We start from the raw sequence: 19,080 nt of genomic DNA on the forward strand, positions 1-19,080 counted from the left end.
AAACGGGCGACCCATTGGGGCGCCCGTTCTCATTTATTACTACGCTGAGTGATGGCTATTCCGGTAACGCGTAACCAATCACGTAGTCACCCATTTTGGTGCCGAAGGTGCCGTGACCACCGGCGGTAACGACTACATACTGGCGGCCATCTGCGCCGGTGTAGGTCATCGGCGTTGCTTGGCCACCAGCAGGTAAACGAGCTTTATACAGCTCTTCGCCAGTGGTGATGTCGTAGCCGCGCAGGTATTGATCCAGTGTGCCGCTTAGGAATGAAACGCCACCCGCAGTAGTCAGTGGGCCGCCTAGCGCAGGAACGCCGACGTTCAGGCCAATCGGCAGATCAAAGGGCATGCTGTCGCGGGTGGTGCCATTGCGGTGCTTCCACACAACCTCGTTACTTTGTAGGTCGATTCCTGCCACATCGCCCCAAGAAGGCGCCTGGCAGGGAAGGCCGAGTACTGACAGCAGCGGGCCGAGTTCAACCGCATAAGGTGCGCCTGTGTTGGGCTGCAAACCTTGCTCGCTAGCGGATCCTTGGCCATCCTCAACTTCATCACGTGGAATCAGCTTGGAAACAAACGCTAAGTACTTCGCGCCGGTAAACAGTGCTTGGCGTTCGGGGTCTACCGCAACCCCCCCCCAGTTCATCACTCCAACGTTGCCGGGGTAGATAATGCTGCCTTCCAGCGAAGGCGGTGTGTACTGGCCTTCATAACGCAGCGAGCGGAACTGGATGCGGCACATCATCTGATCAAAGGGTGATGCGCCCCACATGTCGCGCTCAGTCAGCGGCGGTGGCAGCAAATTCAGCGCTGAGCGAGGTTGAGTTTCTGCCGTCCAGTCGCCTTCAATAGCACCTTGAGGAGCGGGCACTTCTTCAATGGGCACAATCGGCTCGCCAGTCTCACGGTTTAATACATACAAGCTGCCTTGTTTAGTGGGCTGAATGACAGCCGGCTGGCTGCCATCTGTCGTCGCCAAGTCAATCAATACGGGTTGTGCGGGTGTGTCCATGTCCCATAAGTCGTGGTGCACAAACTGGTACACCCAGGCCACTTGGCCGTCGTCCAGATTAAGCGCTACTAGCCCGGCGCTGTAAGTCTCATCATTTTCAGAACGGTTAGCGCCGTATTGGTCCGGTGTTGCGTTACCCATGGGGAGATAAACGAGGCCGAGCGCTTCATCAACGCTAATCGGTGCCCACACATTCGGTGAGTTGCGTGTGTACGTCTCGCCTTCCTCTAACGGTGCGGTGTCTTCGGGGTTACCGCTGTCCCAGTTCCACACCAGCTCGCCAGTATGCACATCAAAAGCGCGTATAACGCCAGAGGGTTCGTCGGTTGAGCTGTTGTCGGTAACGTGGCCACCCAAAATCACTAAGTCTTCAGTGACAGTAGCAGGCGATGTCGAGTAATAGCCCCCTGGGCTAAATTCGCCAATATTGTTCGTCAGATCGATTTCACCGTTCTCACCGAAACTTTCGCAGCGCTCACCTGTATCGGCGTTAAGCGCAATCAGGCGGGCGTCGGCGGTGGGCAGATAAAGCCTGCGGGGGCACATCACATTGGTGGCGCTTAGCAGCTCAGAAGAGGAGCCTTCGTCAGAGGTCAGCGAGAAGGATAGGTCGAGTTCAAATTGGCTGCCATCGGCATACAGTGTTGGTTTATCGATGGTGGAATCTTCAGCACTGCTGGAATAGTTAGCCGCATCGTAGTAAGCCAAGCCACGGCAGGTCATATGCGCCCAGCCGGAAAAATCCTCTGCGCCCATGGTGCTAATATTGGGATCAAACGCCCACAGAGTTTCGCCAGTTTCGGGCGACAATGACATCGCACGGCTGTGTGATGTACAAATATAAAGGCTATCGTTGACCTTCAAGGGTGTGTTCTGGTTGGTGATTTCAGGTGGTGCATTGGGGCCGGGTTCATCACCGGTTTGAATACGCCATACTTCTTCCAGCTCGCCGATATTGTCGGGGGTAATCTGGCTAAGTGAGGAGTAGTGTGTTCCTGCATTGGTGCCGCCATAAGCGGGCCAATCATCGCCTGCAGCCTGTGCAGGGTTAACTTCTGCATTGTTACTGGCCGACTCAATCGTGCCTTTAATAGTGCCTGGGTAGGTAAATTGGCTGGCAATTGCCACGATAATCGCTGCGGCAATGCTTGCCATTAGCGCTAGGCTGCCGCCGCGTGAATGTAGCGGTTTTCGCCACCAGGGAAGCAGTAAAATAATGCCAATTAAACAGACAATGGCAACCCTGGGAACCAACTGCCACCAGTCTAAGCCGACTTCCCAGAGTGCCCATAGCAGCGTTGCAAAAAGTACCACCGCATAAAGCCATAAGGCGGTGCCTTTGCGCATTGCCAGCAGTATACCGACAACAAAAATACTAATCCCAGCGATTACATAGTAAGCACTACCGCCTAAGTTGAGCAGCTTGGCGCCGCCAATGGTTAGTGCAACACCAGCTACCGCGAGTAGCAGGCCCAACAGTAATGCTGGCCATTTTCCGCGGGCACGCGTGTGTTCATCCATGAGAAAGCCCCTATTAACAACGAGTTGAAGTCGCTTGGTAAAATTATAAAAGCGACAGATCTGCAACGTGCCCTAACCCATTGGCAGTGATGATGGGTTAAAACACACATTGATTGTCAGTAATTTTAATAATCAATTCGCTTTTGGTCTAACTATTTGCTTGCTAATTAGTGCCATAAACCAAAAAAGCCGCGCCTGTTGCCGTAGCGCGGCTTGTTATTGAGATAGGAAATAGTGAGGTAGGAAATGTGGGGTTAGCTTGACGTAAGCATGGCTTAGTTAGTGAGCTTCACCAGCATTTTGCCGGTATTGCCCCCTTCAAAAAGCGCTAAAAAGGCATCCGGTGTACTTTCAAGCCCCTCTTTAACGGTTTCTTTATAGACTATATCGCCTTTCGCTACCTGAGGAGAAACTTCGTTAAGGAAGTAGCGATAGCTCGACCAGTGATCAGCAACAATAAACCCCTGCATTTTAGCCTTACGTACCACCAGTTGGGAAAGGTTGCTCGGCCCTGGTGCTGGCGCTTCAGCGTTATAGCTGTCAATCATGCCGCATACGGCAATACGTGCGCCGTCATTGAGCTGATTTAACGCGGCTTCTAAGCAGATACCGCCAACGTTCTCAAAATACACATCAATGCCATTTGGGCTAGCAAGCTTAATAGCGTCGCTAAGCTCCTGTGCACTTCGGTCTTGGTAGCTAACTGGCTCAACGCCCAATGATTCAAGCCACGCAAGTTTATGTGCAGCACCAGCAATGCCAACTACGTGGCAGCCTTTTGCTTTCGCCAACTGTACTGCAAGCGAACCAACGGCACCACTGGCAGCGCTTACCAGTACATTGTCGCTAGGTTTACATTCGGCAATAAGGTTCAAACCTGTCCATGCTGTCATTCCTGGCATGCCCAATACGCCTAGGTAAGCTTGTTCAGGCACATCACTGTCTGGTAGGACAGTGACACTGTCGCCGCTCACCTGAGCGATATCACGCCAGCCGCCCATGTGGCTAACTTTATCGCCTTCCTTAATCGTTGGGTGATTAGATGCTATGACGTCGCCGATTGCGCCGCCTTCCATCGGTTTGCCCAGCTCAAAAGGGGCAACATAGGTGCGCACCCCTGTCATTCGGCCACGCATATAAGGGTCAACGGATAGCCAGCGATTGCGAATCCTCACTTCACCGTCGTCAAGGTCAGGAAGTTCCTGGCTTTCCAGCGCAAATAATTCGCGCTTAGGTAAGCCCGTGGGATAATTAGTTAATGTAAAAAAGCGAGATTGCATGGGTGCCTCCTGCATATATGATTTAGACAAATCTCCTTGCAGCATAGAGACCGTTAGCGTGCTTTCAAGTTCGGCGAAAGATTAATTTCAGTGCAATAAAAAAGCGGCCCTTGTGAGCCGCTTCCAATCAAACTGATTGTTCTTTAACGCTGTTTGTTTAAGGGGTATCACACGCTTGCGGGTGTGTTATCCGTTAATCGACCAGGGTGATCATGACTGGTGCAACGCCACGTCGAATCATACCGAGTTGGCGAGCTGCCCGTTTAGAAAGGTCAATAATTCTACCTTTAACAAAGGGACCGCGGTCATTGATTAGTACTTCAACTTCTTGCCCAGTATCAGGGCGAGTTACAAGCACCTTGGTGCCAAAAGGAAGTGTTGGGTGAGCTGCCGTCAGCGCCTGTTGGTCAAATGGTTCGCCACTGGCAGTGGGCGACCCTTGAAAACGGTCACTGTAGAAGGAAGCAACCCCTTCACGAATTTCGATATCAATAGCAAACGCATGACTAGCGGTAAAAAAAATGAGTAATGCCGCTGCACAACTCGTTCGGATGAAACGTTTAGATGCTCCCATTGGAGTGCCTCAGTTTTACATAGTGCGAATTCTTTACGTGTCGGTGTGTTACCGAACATATCCTTCGATAGTAACGTGAGCTTTTTGATACGGCAAGCTTTAAGAAGATCGACGCAATTGGCTCCTAAATTATGAATTTTTGCAACTTTCTATAGTGCCTTTGCTTTTCAGCAAGTTAACGAAATGTGGCTGATATAACCAGGCTGTCTTTTAGGGCTAATGTAAATTTTAGATAAACACTCACTTTAATCAGGTAAGCATCATATAATTAATGCTCGCTAGGTTTTAAAAGTTTGCCAATAAACAAGGATGCACCTATGGCTAAGTCTTCTTCTCTAACGCTGATTTTGGTTGCTGTCGGCGGGGTTGCTGTTGGGTTTTTAGCTGCTCAGACCGTGCCGAGCTTTACGACACCGGCCTCCGCTGAAGAGTCTGCCAGCCCAGAGCAGGGAGAGGCTTCCCCGGCATTAGCAGGGCTTGATAGCGTCACGCTTGGCGAGCGTGCTAGAGGTGAAATTACCTCGGCAGGTGAGTTAAACGGTAATGACGGTAGTCGCTATTTGCGCTATGCCATCAGCCTTGAAGAAGGTTCGTTAGTAGAATTTTCTCTTAGCGGCGCCTTGCAGGGGTTGGTAGCACTCTATGACGATCAGCTACAGCTGTTAGAGAGTGCTGAGACAGTTCGTCACCATGTCGAAGAAACTGGAGACTATCTGGTGATTGTCAGTGGGGCGGATGCAAGTAGCTATGGCCCATTCACCCTTAATAGCCGCACGGTTGAACTGAGCGATTCTGACACGCTGGCCATTGGCGAGCCGATGGATAGCTGGTTAGATGGCACCTCTCGGGAAGTATCGTTAACCGTCGAAGAAGCAGGCATGTATCAAATCGAGATGCGCGCTGATGAGTTTGATGCGTATCTGGAGCTATCCGGTCCGAACGGCTACTACCGTGAAGACGATGATGGTGCTGGCAACTTAAATGCACGTATTTCAGACTTTCTTGCTCCTGGTGATTATACCGTCACTGCACGGTCTGCATTCGGCGAAGGGAGTGGCCTTTTCACGTTGAGTGCCGAACCGCGTGAATTGCCGGGTGATGGTGAGCTACGCAACGATGGTAGCGTTATGCCTAGCGATACGCTTAGCGGTTGGTTGAGCGGTCAGGAGCTGAGTTATCAGCTAGAGATCGAAGAAGCAGGTATGTATCAAATTGATATGCGTTCAAACGATATCGATGCTTACCTTGTGTTGGAAGGACCTAATGGCTATTTCCGCGAAGATGACGACAGTGCTGGCAATTTGGACGCCAGTATTGCTGATTTTTTAGCGCCGGGTAATTATCAGTTAACAGCACGCACGGCGTATGGCTCCGATAGTGGTTTGTTTACGCTGTCAGTAGAGCCACGTGAATTGCCGGATGATGTAGAGCTGCGTAATGAAGGTGAGCTAACGCCCAATGAAACGCTCAATGGCTGGTATAGCGGTGAGCCGTTGACTTATGAACTCACCTTAGAAGAAAGCTCTTTGGTCAGGCTTAACATGCGTTCAAGTGACTTTGATACGTATTTAGAGATTTATGGAGAAAACGATTCTTACAGCGACGATGACGGCGGTAATGGCACTAACTCACGTATAGAGCAGGCGCTTTTGCCGGGAACCTACACCGTTATTGCTCGTGGCTTCGCTGTTAGCGGCAGTGGTATGTTTGAGCTACAAGTAAACGCAGAGCCAACAGAAATGCAGCCCGACGCGTAATGTAGCGCACACTGCATGATTAACAACGCCCTTGCTGGTTACAGCAGGGGCGTTTGCTGTTGTATTACTATTGACCTGATTTGAAAGTGGCTACGTTATTCACAAGGAGGTTTTATGTTGCGCTATTCAGCCGGTTTAACGGTGATTGGTTTATTGTTATTAGGTGGCTGTCAGTCGTCAGAGGATGCTTCTGCAGAGTCACTTACGCTTGCTTCAATAGCAGTTGAAAAAGAGTACTCAGCACCTGAGTGTCAAGTTGAAAAGTGCTCTACAGTCACCGTGTCGGCGCTCGCGTTTCCTCAATCTCCTGAGCTAACAGACCAGTTACAAAAACGGCTATTAACGCTTGGTATGGGCATCACTGAAGAGAGCACATTGCCAGCGGATAGCTGGGATGCCTATGCACAAAACTTTTTTGAGCTAGCAGAGGAAGATAATCGCACCGCACCTGGAGCAATGACTAGCGAAGCGATGTTAGAAGCCAAGGTTTACGGGCAGCACAATGACTTATTGATACTTGAATTGAATAGCTACGTTTATCATGCGGGGCAAGCGCATGGTTTACCAATGACTGAGTTTATGGTGATAGATGAACGTCTGCGACGCGTGGTTGATTCAGACGATATGCTGCTGGAAGGCCAGCAGGAAGCTTTTCAAGCACTGCTCGATCAGGCCCATCAACGCTGGATAGAGGAGATGGGCCATGATGAGCAGTTTGCCATCAGTTGGCCGCTCAGCGAAAGCCACAACATAGCCCCGTTAGCAACTGCCTGGGAAGTTAAATATAACGTCTATGAAATTGCTCCTTATGCCGTCAGCCAGCCTGTCTTGACGCTATCCCTTGATGCGTTGGAGGGCATCGCAAAGCCCCGCTATTTAGGAAAATAATGAGTCAGCGGCTCGCCTTTAAGCAGCCCACGACGACCAATAAGGCAGCCGTTGGCAGTCGCCAGTCGAATACGCTGACGCCTGCCAGCACCAGAAGTAGTGCCGCTAGGATCGGTACGCCATAGGCAAGGCTGCCTACTAGGCTGGCTTGACCAAATCGTAGCGCTTTATCCCAGGCCACCATAGCGATACCGTAAGGCCCAAGGCCCAGCGCGATGCCCGCCAACAGAGCCTCGCCCTGTGGCATTATGAAAGTTCCTTCCATTATCAGGCTGGCGCAGGTTGCAAACGCACAGGCGATCATTAATAACCGCGGTAGCAATGGCGTCAGTGATACGGGGGCTACTTGCCCCAGCCATGAGTAGAGCGCCCAGCAACAAGCCGCCAGTAGCGCTAACCCATACCCAGAAGCAGCGCCACCAAAACCACCACTTAAGGCCTGAGGCAGCAGCAAAATAGCGGCGCCAGAAAAAGCGATTAACGCGCCTGTTACGCTTGCGATATGCAGACGGCCCAACCGACTCCACTGGCTTAACAGTACAAACAGTACTGGCCAGGTGTAAGTGATTAACGCGGCTTCTGCGGCGGGAGCTAAGCGCATACCGATGTAATAACTGCTAACAGCGCCGACAATTAACAGCGGTAGGCCAAGCCATACGCTAATTTGCCAGCGAGGTCGGCAAGCCGCGACATTGACTCGACGGCTTAGTGGCAATGTTGCAAGTGCACCTGCCAGCAACGTAAGTGCGGTGAGCTGAAGCGGAGAGGTATCCCGCGCCAACTCTGCTAATAGCGGCGCTATGCTCCATAACATCACCGCCACAAGCGCTGCGCATACACTGTACCTGGGTGATATTACAACGGGGGAATGAACGGGATGCATGGCGTCTCTCCTTGCGTTAAACCTGAGACGCGCAGCATACTCAGTAAAAACTCATCACAATATCGATCTTTTATGATCATTCTTATCAATAATGGTGATGTATGCGTGCGCCAACATTTGACCTAACGCTACTTCGTACGCTGGTTACGATTGCCGATACTGGTAGTGTCACGGCAGCGGCAAAGCGGCTGGCGTATACCCAGTCAACAGTGAGCATGCAGTTACAGCGCTTAGAGACACAGCTTGACGTGAGTTTGCATGAGCGAGCGGGACGGCGACTACGTTTTACACCTGAAGGAGACCGCTTGCTGGCTCACGCACGCCGCCTATTGGCACTTAATGACGACGCGTGGAGTGATATGCAGGCGCGCCAGATAACAGGCGATTTAACGTTGGGTATTCCTGAAGACTATGCGTCGCTGTTGCCGTCAGTATTTGCGTACTTTCACCAGCTTTATCCTGCGGTGGGACTAACCGTAAAGTGTGGCACCAGTGCGCACTTGGTCGAACAGGTCAAAGCAGCGGAGTTGGACTTGGCGCTAGTAACTCGCCAACGGAACTCGCCAGGTGGCGATGTGATTCGTCGTGAGCCGCTGATATGGGCAGTGGGGGTTAATCAGCAGCCTTCGCTAAGTGACCCTATTCCGCTTGCGCTTTATTCGCCGGGTGCTGATGTTTTTCGGGAGGTTGCTGAGCAGGCGTTACAGGGAGCAGGACGTGATTGGCGCGTTGCGTATACCAGCCAATCAATGGCGGGTCTTGCGCCTATCGTCACGGCGGGGTTAGCCGTTGTTGTGGTAACGCGTAGTATGTTAACTCCATCGCTACGTCCGCTGGATGACAGTAGCGGCCTTCCTGCCTTGCCAATGATTGAACTAGCGCTCCATCGTGCTCCACACCGTCCTTCTGAACCTGCGCGGCGTTTAGGGGAGTTGATTCGCGAACAGCTAGCGGCACCTAGCGAAGCGTTATAAGGTGTTGCTTTAACGTATTCTTTGACAGGAAGCTACGATGCCTATAGTCACTATCCAGCAATTCCCCCGTGATCTTGCGCAAAAGCGAGAATTGGCAAAGCGTATTACTGACGCTTTCTGCGAGGTGTATGGTACCGATCCGGTGAGCGTGCAGGTGTTTTTTCAAGAAGTGACGCAGGAAAATTGGTCCAAAGGCGGCCAAATGGGGGTTGATCGTGATTCTGCTCAATGAGGAGCTCGATAATTAGTTTTTCTAACGCAACCTGACTGAACTAAGCTAACTACCATGACGCGAATGGCCCAGGAGTTCTGAATGCACGAGTTAGATCACTATATTTATCCGCACCGAGTGTTGCATTGGTTAGTGGCAGTCGCCGTGTTGCTGTCATTGGCAAGTGGCTTGACGCTTGGATTCCTGGGCTATGAACGCACCGTAGATTTGCTTGGGAATACGCTTACCAACGTGCTCTATACCAGTCATAAAACGTTAGGCGTGACAATACTGTTGCTAATGACCTTGAGGATTATTACGCGGCTAGCTTTTGTTGTGCCCGACCACGAACCGCCGCTCAATGCCTTCGAGCGGATTGTCAGTACTAGCGTGCATCACTTGCTTTATGCAGGGTTAGTGGTTATGCCGCTAATTGGTTGGGCAGCCACCGCTACCGGCGGCTTTCCTGTTGAGTTTTTCCAATGGCATTTACCGGGGTTATTGGGCAAAAACGAAGCGCTTTCGCAAACGCTGTTTATTTGGCATGAGCGTTTAGGGTGGGCGTTAGTCGTGCTCATTACGCTGCATATTGCGGGCGCTCTATTTCATTGGCGAATCAAGCGCGATAACGTTATGAAACGTATGAGCTTGTTTGACTAATATAGCTTAATATCCGTTCGGGTCACGCTGAACCATAGCCATAGTAACGGGTGGTTTGGCGTGACTTGACGGCGTACATTTGGCTATCTGCCTCACGCAGCAAGCTGGCTAACGTATTGTTATTTTCATGGCTAATACTAATACCTATGCTGACGCCTACGCTAACTAGCGTGCCGCAAGGCAATTTGATAGGTGAGCGAATGGCCTGTTCGATACGATTGCGCATCTCCTGTAACACGGTCTGATCAGACACCCCCTCTAGCAAGAGAATAAACTCGTCGCCACCAAAGCGCGCGCAATGATCACTCTCACGTGCGACATGAACGAGACGTTTGGCAACTTGCTGGAGCACGAAGTCGCCTACTTCATGGCCATACTGGTCGTTAATAGGTTTGAAGCAGTCAAGGTCGCACATGACCAGAACCAAAGGCGTATGCGTTTGTTTACAGCGTTCAAGAGCGGCCTCTGCACAGCGTGCCAGCCCATTGCGATTAAGTAGGCCAGTGAGCATATCGTGGTTGGCAAGCTTTTCTAATGCTTGGGTACGAGCGGCTACCTTGGCTTCAAGAATAGCTTCCTGCTTTTTTAAAATTGCGACGGTTTCTGCTTGAGCGCGCTCTTTCTGCCATTTTAATTTATTAAAACGTGCGGCCAATGCGAAAGATAGCAGCAACATCTCAATGGCTGAGCCGATTTGTATTCCGTGAAGCGTAATAAAATTCGCGGGCAGAATACTGAGATTGCGCAGCGCAAATACAGCAGCGCCTAATAGAAATATTGACCAAGCGAGAACAAAAATACGGGCGCTAGGTACGCGGCACCAACTGCAATAAATACCGCACACTAGCATTAACAGCGAGGCAGCAAATCCTGTTATATCCATTAAGCGCAGGGCAGGTTGAATCGGCAACAATATCACTGCTATGAGCGCTAAATAGCAGTAGCCTCGAAACAGCGAGATGGCTTGGTGCCATCGTGGGCAGTAGATGGCTGTATTGAGGAAGCTTTGGGCAAACAGGGTTCCTATTGTTGAAGCAAACGTAAAACCAATCGCTACCAGGCGGGCAGTGTTATCGCCCAAGAAGCTCCAGAACATCAGTGTGCCAATGCCATTGAACGTCAATATCGCCAGTGTAAAACCAAAGGCAAAGAGAGCGTAGTAGAGAAATACGCGCTCTTTAAGCCCAAAAAATAGCAGCAAGTTGTAAATGCTTAATGCCAGCAGCATGCCGAAATAGGTCGCTAGCCAGAAATTATGCCGGTCATTTTGAGTATAAAAAGCTTCAGGTGTCATTAAGCTATAGCTTAGAAACTTGCTACCTGTGGCATTTACCTGGGTATAGAGCGTCACCGTTTCATTGCCGGCCAGCATCAGAGGGAAAACAGCCTGACGGTGGGCGATTGACCGTTCATCAATGGGTACGGCGCTCCCGCTGTGCTGAACTTCACTAGCGTGTTCTCTCAGCGTATACAGCGTGACATGATCTAAAAATGGGTACTCGAACTTAACCATCCATGTAGTGGGGAAGGGGGACGCATTATAAATTTGCGTCTTTAGCCATACATCGCTTTGTGTATAGCCGAAATGCAAATCAGAAGCGTGATGGGCCGGTTTAAATGAGGGAGATAAGGCTAAAATATCACTTAGGTTCAGTGATTCTGACGTATGCCAGTATCCGCTTACTTCATTTAAATCGTAGTGTGCCTGTTCAGAAGAGACGGCGATTGTGGTAGCTGCACTCGTTTGAGTGTGCCAGCTAATAATAAGCACTAAAAAGCCTGCCGGAAGGCGCTTTAACCAACAGTAAGCATCCATAGATATCGCTATTTTGGATTTTTTGGGTTGGGCTTTGTTGCTACTAGGTCTTAGTGCCTAGGTTCCCTTGCCTGCCTTGGACGCGATTTCCTCCTAAGCTGAGTGTAGACGCCTTTTAAAGTGAGTGGCCGACAATGAGGCTAAAGCATGAGGCAGTTCAGTCTTTCTGTTAGGCGTTGGACAAGCTGTCCACTGTGGCGCCAGAAGTGCCAATAAAGTGGAACCGTAAGCGAATGACCAGGAGCGATGCTAACCAGATGGCTGCTTTGTAACTGATCTAGTACCTGTAATTGTGGAATCATCCCGTATCCAATGCCTGCTGTGGCGAGACGCACAAACCCTTCTGAAGTAGGGCAAAGATGGTAGGGGAAATGGCCATGATAGCCACACTGGGCAAGAAACTGATGCTGAAGCTGGTCATGAGGGCCGAATACTATCACCGGGGCTTGCTGAAAGGCCTCTGGAGAAAGGCCGTCAGGAAAGTAGCGTTTCACGTAAGCAGGTGAAGCAAGCGGTAGATAACGCATCTCGCCTACGTTAATACACCGAGCACCCGCAATGGGGGTTGGCGTAGAACAAAGACAGGCCGCTACATCTCCATCTCGCAAACGTTTAAGCCCAACGTCCTGATCCTCAATGACTAAATCGAGCAATACGCCCTCGGTCTGACAGATATCTGCCACTGCGTTTGCCCACCACGTCACCACGCTGTCAGCGTTGATTGCGATTCTTAATCGAGTCGTTGCGTTATCAAGAGTCGGTAGCGACTGATGTAGATCGCGTTCCAATAACTGTACTTGCTGGTAGTGGGTGAGTAGCCGCTGACCCGCAGGCGTGGGCGAAAGTTTGGGGTGGCGCATTAGTACTGGCTGGCCTAAACGCACTTCCAGGGCTTTTATGCGTTGGGAGATGGCTGATTGAGAAAGCCCCAATACATCGCCTGCTCGTTCAAAACCGCCGCACTCCACCACTGTGGCCAGGGCATGGAGAAGTTTGTAGTCAAACATGGCGGTATCTCAATCAGCTGGGCAGTAAACGATAATCAAAGCCCTTGTGTTAAGCAAAGCCAATTCTCAGGTGAAGACTGCTCTGGAAAGAAAACTAACCCGACCGGGTGGTGTGGCGAAAACTCATTGGGCCACGGCAATATTGTGCTCTCCGTTGGGGTGCTTCATCACCTGCATCGGTAGGCCATAAATCGCTTCTAAGGTGCTGCAGCTCATCAAATCATCCGGGCTGCCATGGGCTAGCAAGCGACCGCTGTGCAGTGCCATCAATTCATCGCAGTAGCGCGAGGCCATATTGATATCATGCAACACAATAATGACGCCAAGGTTCAGCTCATCGCATAGCTTGCGAACCAGCGCTAGCACCTCAATTTGGTGGGCGATGTCCAGCGCTGCTAGCGGCTCATCAAGGAGTAGAAAACGACTTCCCTGGGCGAGTAGCATCGCCAGCCACACCCGCTGGCGTTCGCCGCCAGAGAGCGTATCGACTAGGCGGTCGGCAAATGCCTCTGTATGGGTTAACGCTATGGCGCGTTCTACGGCATCTTTATCTTTCTGTGTATGGCGACCCAGTAACCCGTGCCATGGGTAGCGACCAAAGCTGACCAGTTCGCGCCCCGTCAGGCTTTCAGCACTCGGTAAATGTTGCGGTAAATAAGCGACCTGACGTGCGAACTCTCGATTACCCCAATCACTCAGTGGGCGCTGGTCGAAGTAAATCTCTCCCCGGCTGCTGGGCTGCTGCTGGGCCATGAGCTTGATTAGCGTCGATTTTCCCGAGCCGTTGTGGCCAATCAGGCCATATACCTTACCTTCATGAAAGGTATGCTCAATGGGCGTTAGAATCGGTTTGCCATTGATTTCAAAGGCGGCCCCTTTGACCTCAAACATGCATTACTCCTAGCAATAGGATGAAGAATGCGCCTATTCTAGTGCTAATGGTTATCATTTTTAACAAAAAAGTAAAAAGATTTATGTGGAATATGAAAGATGCCGCTTTTGAAAAGCAGGTAATTGATAGGTCTTAGTCAGTAAGTGGTTAGCTAAAAAGTTATTTAAAACAGTCAGGGAGCACCCCGCTGGGCGCAGTTGTCGTAGAAAGTAACCGTGGCGGGCCAGTCGCTGAATACGCCGATGACCCCTACCTCATTGACGAGGGCATCCAAGGTGATCAGTTTGTCGCCATCACGCTTGATAACATCTTCAGTCGTGTTGTGGTACCACTGGCCGCCTTCCCCTAGCGGCCCTGAGCGCTCAAGTGTCCAAGTAATCATTGCTAAACCTGCGTCTCTAGCGTGCCGGGCATAAAGTGAAGGTTGGAGGCGTCTTTCCTGCTCGTTACTGCCAAACGCTGGGTTCGCCTCGAGTAGCATCCAAGTAGGAGGAGCGATAATCTGAACACCACTTTCTACCAGCGACTGCATGCTCGGTTGCCATGTATCAGGGTTAGTGTGATCAAAGCCTTCATCGCTGTAGCGGCCATCTAGGTAAACCGCCTGTTTGCCAAACTCCGGCTCATGTTCAATCCAGTAAAGCACATCATTTAGACTGAATGACTGTGGGAACACGTCATTAGGGCGAACACCTGCGGCCTTATACTCATCTATCATTTTTTGTGCGTAGGCCTGCTGTGTGAACTCTGGCGTAAACGGCATCTCTACCTCAGGTGTTTTCAGTTCTGGGGTCATCTGCACGCCTAACTGTTGAAAGAGAGCAATACTGTCGGCATGGCTCATCAATGTGCCGCGTGTCGCATAAAGCTCTGTGCGCCACTCAGGCGTGCCTGCAAGATACTCCTCAAGGGTGGTGGCTTCGCTGTTGACTCCTTCCATGGTGCCTTGCAGGCTGCGAAATTCAGACAATGTGATGTCACTTGTACAACAGCGAATATCTGCTGCATTCATTAGCTCTCCATTGGCCTCATCAACAATAGGAGGAACGCTACATTTTTCAGCTAAGTCCGTCTCGACGATGTTGGTGGTGTAGTGTAAGTCGCACTGAGAGTGGCGGCAGACAAGTTCTTCATCAGCGGTGAAGGCGACATCGCACTCCAGAATGCCTGCACCGCCTTGGGCACCGGCAATGTAAGATTCGAGCGTATGCTCAGGAAACTGTAACGGGGCACCACGATGGCCAATCGTTAGAGGGGACCTCTGCCACTGGGTTTGCTCTGCAGCACAATTCAGTAAAGAGGCTTTCAAGGCACGCTCGTGCTCGTTATCTGCACTCATATCATTTACCAAAAACAGCGGGCGTGGCCCCAGCGTCACCTGCTGTGCTGCGCTAATAAGGGCGTCTTCCCCATGCGCTGAGCCTGTCGCTTCTTGGGCATGAGCAGTGTTAGCGGCCAGCAGGCCACTGACGACAAGGGTGGTAGCTAAAAAGTTGAAGTAGGTCATCAGCGCAATTCTCTGTGCCGCAAAGTGGATGTTTTGAGTGTAGGCAGGTCTCACGCGTTCTTCGATGACAATCGCAAGCTTCATAGATATTTACATAGTAATTCTAACTTTTTGAGATGTTACCCCTAGCATCAATACGGTGATGACGTGAGTTTGGCCCACCAGCCCTAGCGTGTGTTAACGGAGGTAGCGTTATGAACATTTTTGAAGACTATATTGTTTATCGCCGCACCCTTAGCCATTGGCTTTACCCAGCCGCCAGTAGCCCATGCTAGTGACATATTGTTTGGGTAGACCGCACTCGTTAATCAAGTAGCGGCGGAGCGTCATGGCGACTTTGGTTTCAGCGGCAATCCAGGCATAGAAGGGCGCGCTGTCGTCCAAATTGGCAGGCTCCCAGAGCGGTGCGTTTTCATCATGACCCAGTTCATCCTCACTGCATTTATCCTTACTGCCATGAGTCGCAGTCGAAGGACTGCCTCCCAGAGTGGCAATCTCTTTTTGTAAATCGATATCGCGCAATGCTCTCAGCAGCAGCTCGCCGTGCTTGCTATGGGGCTCTCCATCACGCGCCAGCCAGCGCAGCTTCGCGATCTGGGGAAGCGGCTGAACATCGTCGCTACGAGGGACTTCGAAAAGCGCTTCGACGTTGGGTTTGAAAGGTAAATCGTTAAGCGCTTCGAGTATGCCTGCGGCGGCGGGAAGCGCAGTTTCGTCGGCGATAATCAGGATACGTCGCACGTCTTTAGGCGGTTTCCATTCGTAACCCTGTTTGGGGCCTTCTGCATTGGCGACGGGGGCTGCCATGACTAAGCGATCACCTGGGCGGGCGCGCATTGCCCAGCGTGACGCAGGCCCATTGTCGCCGTGCAAAACAAACTCTACATCTACCTCGGCCTGTTCTGAGCGGAGCGCGCGAAGGGTATAAGTGCGCGCGGCGGGCCGCTGGGCATCGGGCAAGGCGCGGTAAGCACCATACCAGTCGTCCTCTTCCCGTTTACCGATCTCCAGTAGTGGGTTAAGAGTGCCACCGCCTTCAGGAAAGAAGAGTTTTATACGTTGATCCGGTGCGTAGGTCGCCATGTGGCTGACACTAGGACCGCTAAACGTGAATTTAACTAACGAGGCGCTGACTTGGGTGCGCTGAGCGAGGGTGATATCGAAAAGCTGGTAACTCTGCTTGGCCGCCATCGTAGCTGTCTCCGTTCATAAAGTAGTTAATTGTAGTGCTAATTATTATCATTTAGAATAATTGTTGATAATTCAATCATCAATTCCAGAAAACACCAAGGCTAAGACAATGACGCTGCTGCCTATCACGCCGTGCGTGACGATGTGCCCGGCTATAAGAAGAGGTTGTTTGCCATGTTAGGTGCCGGGCTATTTACCCAGCGAGCAGGGAGGATGTCGCCCGCGAAAGCTTTCCTACTGCTTAGCTTGCCGATGGTGCTGCTGTTTTGGGCGGGCCTGCAGGGGCAGGGCGGTTTTGCGCTGGGGGTGCAGGCGTTAGTGGCGCCCACCTTCGAGAATGTTGACGAGTTACTGCTTTATTATGCGTGGTGGCCGCGCTTCTCGATTGCACTGCTAGCCGGAGGGGGCTTGGGGTTGGCCGGAGTTCTGATGCAGCAGGTGTTGCGTAATCCGCTGGCTTCGCCTACCACGCTGGGTGTGGCATCGGGCGCCAACCTTGCACTATTGACCGTCACTTTGATGGCCCCTGGACTACTAGTAGTGGGGCGTGAGTGGATCGCTTTAGTGGGGGGGGCGTTGGCGGTGGGGTTGGTATTCCTACTTTCCTGGCGGCGTGGATTGGCGCCGATCGTGGTCGTGCTGGCGGGATTGGTGGTTAATCTGTATTTGGGGGCGCTCTCTACAGCGCTGCTGCTGTTTAACCACGAGGCGCTCTCAGGATTGCTGATCTGGGGCGCTGGTTCGCTGACGCAAAACGGTTGGGACGGCGTTGCCATACTCTGGCCACGGCTGGCAATTAGCTGTGTGGCGGCATGGTTTCTGCTGCGTCCCTTGGCGGTTCTGGAGTTGGACGACGCCAGTGCCAAGAGCTTGGGTGTCTCGCTGACCTATTTGCGTTTTGCCGGTATGGGGTTGGCGGTATTTATTACCGGTAGCATCGTTAGCGTGGTGGGCATTATCGGGTTTATTGGCTTGGCGGCGCCCAATATTGTGCGTATGGCCGGTGCGCGGCGCTTAGGGCCGCGGCTGCTTTGGTCGACGTTGCTGGGGGCCGTATTATTGTCCACCACTGACCTATTGCTTCAGCAGTTCTCTGGCATGGCTGCGGCCTTTATTCCTACTGGGGCGATTACCGGTGCGCTGGGTGCACCGCTTTTAATGTGGCTGATTCCGCGTTTGAAGCTGCAGGGCGATCGGCCACCAAAAGGTGCGGGCGTTTTCGCCAATCGCCATCCTGCACCGTCACGCTTGGCTACCGGTTTACTGATCGCGTTACTGGCCGCGACAGTGCTTGGGTTGTTAGTTGGGCAGGGGGTAGACGGCTGGTATTGGCTAGCGCCCCATAATTGGGGTGTTATGCAGTGGCGTTTTCCTCGGGTAATGGCGGCTGCGGCCAGTGGATTAATGCTGGCGATTGCAGGCACTATTCTTCAGCGACTTTCCGCTAACCCCATGGCCAGCCCTGAAGTGTTGGGTATCAGCGGAGGCTGCGCCATTGCGCTAATGTTGGGGATTTTCTTACTGCCCGCGCCCACTAACATGATGTTGATTGGCGTAGGTACCCTGGGGGCTTTTGCAACGCTGTTAGTGTTGGTCGTTATCAACCGCAAGAGCGGTTATCTCCCCGAACGTTTGCTGCTTACCGGGGTGGCGGTCAGTGCACTGTTTGATGCAGTGCGCAGCGTAATGCTAGCAGGCGGCGACCCCCGAGGTCAGCAGGTGATTGCTTGGTTGGCGGGCTCCACCTATTACGTGGATGTTACCAATGCGGTAGTCGTAGGAGGCATTGCCGCTGTACTAGCATTGGTCTCGCTGCCCTTTACCCGCTGGCTGGATATTTTGCCCCTGGGCGCACCGACGGCCAAGGCCCTTGGAGTAACTCTTAACCGAGCTCGTTTGGCGTTACTGCTGTTGGTATCACTGCTAACTGCCTGTGCCACCCTGGTGGTGGGGCCGCTTTCGTTTATTGGCCTGCTGGCGCCGCATATGGCGCGTTTAATGGGCTTCTCTCGTGCAGGGCAGCATCTGTTGGGGGCCGCGTTAATCGGCATGCTATTGATGGTGTTGGCCGACTGGGTGGGGCGTCAGATTATTTTCCCTTATGAGATACCGGCAGGCTTGGTCGCTTCCTTGATTGGCGGTGCCTACTTTATGTGGGGGCTTCGGCGACTATAAGTAAAACTAATGCTCTATTAGCAAGATGATTTTTAGTTATTTAGATTGCCCGTTACCTTAGTGCCACGATTCTTTAAAGCGGCATTAATTCTGACACTGGGGACAGGGCAATGTGGGAAAGCTACTTAACGGGCTTAGTGGTATCTGGCGGGATCATTATGGCTATTGGGGCGCAAAATGCTTACGTTTTGGGGCTGGCGGTGCGTCGTGAATATCACTGGTGGTCAGCTGGGATGTGCATGAGCGCGGATATTATCTTGCTAACCGCTGGCATGTTCGGCGCCAGTGCATTTTTACTGACGATGCCGAATGCGATGGAAGCCATGCGCTGGATAGGTGTGGCGTTTTTAAGCTGGTTGGCCGCACAAGCCTTACTTCGGGCTGTTAGCGGGCGGGAAGGGTTGCAGGCGGGTGGCGTAAAAGCTCGGAGTTTGCGCGGTGTGCTACTGGCAACCTTGGCCGTTACAGTACTGAACCCCCAAGTGTATCTGGACACGCTATTGTTAATTCCTGCCATTGGCGCCCAGCAGGAGAGCGCTGGTGTATTCGTTGCCGGTGCGTCGACTGCCTCTGTTTTATGGTTTAGCTTGCTGGCGTGGGGCGGGTCCGCGCTTTCGCCTTGGCTTTCCCGCCCGGGTGCATGGCGTACCATCGATGGGCTAATTGGACTGATGATGGCGGCCATTGCTATGCACTTGGCGCTGGGTTCTACGTTGCTATAACAGGCCC

General features: G+C 51.9%; 16 protein-coding genes. 7 read left to right on the forward strand and 9 right to left on the reverse strand.

All coding sequences use genetic code 11. The features are described from left to right. Positions 1–55 precede the first annotated feature (55 nt). From B6A39_RS03820 to B6A39_RS03830, 3 genes are all read right to left on the reverse strand, one after another. A complete protein-coding gene (locus tag B6A39_RS03820; RefSeq protein WP_083001529.1) occupies positions 56–2,536 on the reverse strand; it encodes a glucose/quinate/shikimate family membrane-bound PQQ-dependent dehydrogenase in 2,481 nt (826 codons plus the stop codon). Between the two features lie 275 nt (positions 2,537–2,811). Beyond that, on the reverse strand, positions 2,812–3,816 hold the full coding sequence (locus tag B6A39_RS03825; RefSeq protein ID WP_083001531.1) for an NADP-dependent oxidoreductase: 1,005 nt from the start codon (positions 3,814–3,816) through the stop codon (positions 2,812–2,814). Positions 3,817–4,009: 193 nt separating this feature from the next. Then, entirely contained in the window at positions 4,010–4,390 is a 381-nt protein-coding gene (locus B6A39_RS03830; protein ID WP_009722293.1) for a septal ring lytic transglycosylase RlpA family protein, read from the reverse strand. A gap of 317 nt (positions 4,391–4,707) precedes the next feature. Here B6A39_RS03830 and B6A39_RS03835 point away from each other — a divergent pair, with 317 nt between their 5' ends. Next, on the forward strand, positions 4,708–6,147 hold the full coding sequence (locus B6A39_RS03835) for a hypothetical protein (protein WP_083001539.1): 1,440 nt from the start codon (positions 4,708–4,710) through the stop codon (positions 6,145–6,147). Positions 6,148–6,261: 114 nt separating this feature from the next. Continuing rightward, positions 6,262–7,035 (forward strand): RsiV family protein, encoded by a 774-nt coding sequence (locus tag B6A39_RS03840; RefSeq protein WP_083001541.1) that lies wholly within the window; start codon positions 6,262–6,264, stop codon positions 7,033–7,035. Between the two features lie 4 nt (positions 7,036–7,039). Here B6A39_RS03840 and B6A39_RS03845 read toward each other — a convergent pair whose 3' ends face one another. Beyond that, positions 7,040–7,918: a DMT family transporter gene (locus tag B6A39_RS03845; RefSeq protein WP_083001543.1), complete on the reverse strand. Its 879-nt coding sequence runs from the start codon at positions 7,916–7,918 to the stop codon at positions 7,040–7,042. Positions 7,919–8,019: 101 nt separating this feature from the next. On the opposite strand from B6A39_RS03845, the gene B6A39_RS03850 reads away from it, so the two are divergent. From B6A39_RS03850 to B6A39_RS03860, 3 genes are all read left to right on the forward strand, one after another. Then, positions 8,020–8,892 carry a LysR substrate-binding domain-containing protein gene (locus B6A39_RS03850; protein ID WP_083001545.1) on the forward strand — a complete coding sequence of 291 codons (873 nt, stop codon included), beginning with the start codon at positions 8,020–8,022 and terminating at the stop codon, positions 8,890–8,892. A gap of 37 nt (positions 8,893–8,929) precedes the next feature. Continuing rightward, positions 8,930–9,124, forward strand: coding sequence for a tautomerase family protein (locus B6A39_RS03855; RefSeq protein ID WP_083001547.1), 195 nt, complete (start codon positions 8,930–8,932; stop codon positions 9,122–9,124). A gap of 81 nt (positions 9,125–9,205) precedes the next feature. Beyond that, positions 9,206–9,763: a cytochrome b gene (locus tag B6A39_RS03860; protein WP_083001549.1), complete on the forward strand. Its 558-nt coding sequence runs from the start codon at positions 9,206–9,208 to the stop codon at positions 9,761–9,763. A gap of 22 nt (positions 9,764–9,785) precedes the next feature. Here B6A39_RS03860 and B6A39_RS03865 read toward each other — a convergent pair whose 3' ends face one another. From B6A39_RS03865 to B6A39_RS03885, 5 genes are all read right to left on the reverse strand, one after another. Then, on the reverse strand, positions 9,786–11,579 hold the full coding sequence (locus B6A39_RS03865) for a diguanylate cyclase (protein ID WP_083001551.1): 1,794 nt from the start codon (positions 11,577–11,579) through the stop codon (positions 9,786–9,788). Between the two features lie 140 nt (positions 11,580–11,719). Beyond that, positions 11,720–12,586 (reverse strand): LysR family transcriptional regulator ArgP, encoded by an 867-nt coding sequence (locus tag B6A39_RS03870; RefSeq protein WP_083001553.1) that lies wholly within the window; start codon positions 12,584–12,586, stop codon positions 11,720–11,722. A gap of 123 nt (positions 12,587–12,709) precedes the next feature. Continuing rightward, positions 12,710–13,477: an ABC transporter ATP-binding protein gene (locus B6A39_RS03875; protein ID WP_083001555.1), complete on the reverse strand. Its 768-nt coding sequence runs from the start codon at positions 13,475–13,477 to the stop codon at positions 12,710–12,712. 173 nt (positions 13,478–13,650) lie between these two features. Then, positions 13,651–14,985 (reverse strand): glycerophosphodiester phosphodiesterase family protein, encoded by a 1,335-nt coding sequence (locus tag B6A39_RS03880; RefSeq protein ID WP_083007839.1) that lies wholly within the window; start codon positions 14,983–14,985, stop codon positions 13,651–13,653. Between the two features lie 234 nt (positions 14,986–15,219). Beyond that, a complete protein-coding gene (locus B6A39_RS03885; RefSeq protein ID WP_083001557.1) occupies positions 15,220–16,176 on the reverse strand; it encodes a siderophore-interacting protein in 957 nt (318 codons plus the stop codon). 174 nt (positions 16,177–16,350) lie between these two features. Between B6A39_RS03885 and fhuB the strand changes: the two genes are divergently transcribed. Both fhuB and B6A39_RS03895 read left to right on the forward strand, forming a co-directional pair. Beyond that, positions 16,351–18,351, forward strand: a complete 2,001-nt coding sequence (fhuB, locus tag B6A39_RS03890) for a Fe(3+)-hydroxamate ABC transporter permease FhuB (RefSeq protein WP_083001559.1) — start codon at positions 16,351–16,353, stop codon at positions 18,349–18,351. 110 nt (positions 18,352–18,461) lie between these two features. Continuing rightward, positions 18,462–19,073, forward strand: coding sequence for a LysE/ArgO family amino acid transporter (locus B6A39_RS03895; RefSeq protein WP_083001561.1), 612 nt, complete (start codon positions 18,462–18,464; stop codon positions 19,071–19,073). Positions 19,074–19,080 lie beyond the last annotated feature (7 nt).

This window comes from Halomonas sp. GT (assembly GCF_002082565.1).
Taxonomy (GTDB): Bacteria; Pseudomonadota; Gammaproteobacteria; order Pseudomonadales; family Halomonadaceae; genus Vreelandella.

What these genes read in the sequence shown, in the direction of transcription:
- B6A39_RS03820 (WP_083001529.1), bottom strand. Translation starts at nt 2,536, where the DNA reads ATGGATGAACACACGCGTGCCCGCGGAAAATGGCCAGCATTACTGTTG.
- B6A39_RS03825 (WP_083001531.1), bottom strand. Translation starts at nt 3,816, where the DNA reads ATGCAATCTCGCTTTTTTACATTAACTAATTATCCCACGGGCTTACCT.
- B6A39_RS03830 (WP_009722293.1), bottom strand. Translation starts at nt 4,390, where the DNA reads ATGGGAGCATCTAAACGTTTCATCCGAACGAGTTGTGCAGCGGCATTA.
- B6A39_RS03835 (WP_083001539.1), top strand. Translation starts at nt 4,708, where the DNA reads ATGGCTAAGTCTTCTTCTCTAACGCTGATTTTGGTTGCTGTCGGCGGG.
- B6A39_RS03840 (WP_083001541.1), top strand. Translation starts at nt 6,262, where the DNA reads ATGTTGCGCTATTCAGCCGGTTTAACGGTGATTGGTTTATTGTTATTA.
- B6A39_RS03845 (WP_083001543.1), bottom strand. Translation starts at nt 7,918, where the DNA reads ATGCATCCCGTTCATTCCCCCGTTGTAATATCACCCAGGTACAGTGTA.
- B6A39_RS03850 (WP_083001545.1), top strand. Translation starts at nt 8,020, where the DNA reads ATGCGTGCGCCAACATTTGACCTAACGCTACTTCGTACGCTGGTTACG.
- B6A39_RS03855 (WP_083001547.1), top strand. Translation starts at nt 8,930, where the DNA reads ATGCCTATAGTCACTATCCAGCAATTCCCCCGTGATCTTGCGCAAAAG.
- B6A39_RS03860 (WP_083001549.1), top strand. Translation starts at nt 9,206, where the DNA reads ATGCACGAGTTAGATCACTATATTTATCCGCACCGAGTGTTGCATTGG.
- B6A39_RS03865 (WP_083001551.1), bottom strand. Translation starts at nt 11,579, where the DNA reads ATGGATGCTTACTGTTGGTTAAAGCGCCTTCCGGCAGGCTTTTTAGTG.
- B6A39_RS03870 (WP_083001553.1), bottom strand. Translation starts at nt 12,586, where the DNA reads ATGTTTGACTACAAACTTCTCCATGCCCTGGCCACAGTGGTGGAGTGC.
- B6A39_RS03875 (WP_083001555.1), bottom strand. Translation starts at nt 13,477, where the DNA reads ATGTTTGAGGTCAAAGGGGCCGCCTTTGAAATCAATGGCAAACCGATT.
- B6A39_RS03880 (WP_083007839.1), bottom strand. Translation starts at nt 14,985, where the DNA reads ATGACCTACTTCAACTTTTTAGCTACCACCCTTGTCGTCAGTGGCCTG.
- B6A39_RS03885 (WP_083001557.1), bottom strand. Translation starts at nt 16,176, where the DNA reads ATGGCGGCCAAGCAGAGTTACCAGCTTTTCGATATCACCCTCGCTCAG.
- fhuB (WP_083001559.1), top strand. Translation starts at nt 16,351, where the DNA reads ATGTTAGGTGCCGGGCTATTTACCCAGCGAGCAGGGAGGATGTCGCCC.
- B6A39_RS03895 (WP_083001561.1), top strand. Translation starts at nt 18,462, where the DNA reads ATGTGGGAAAGCTACTTAACGGGCTTAGTGGTATCTGGCGGGATCATT.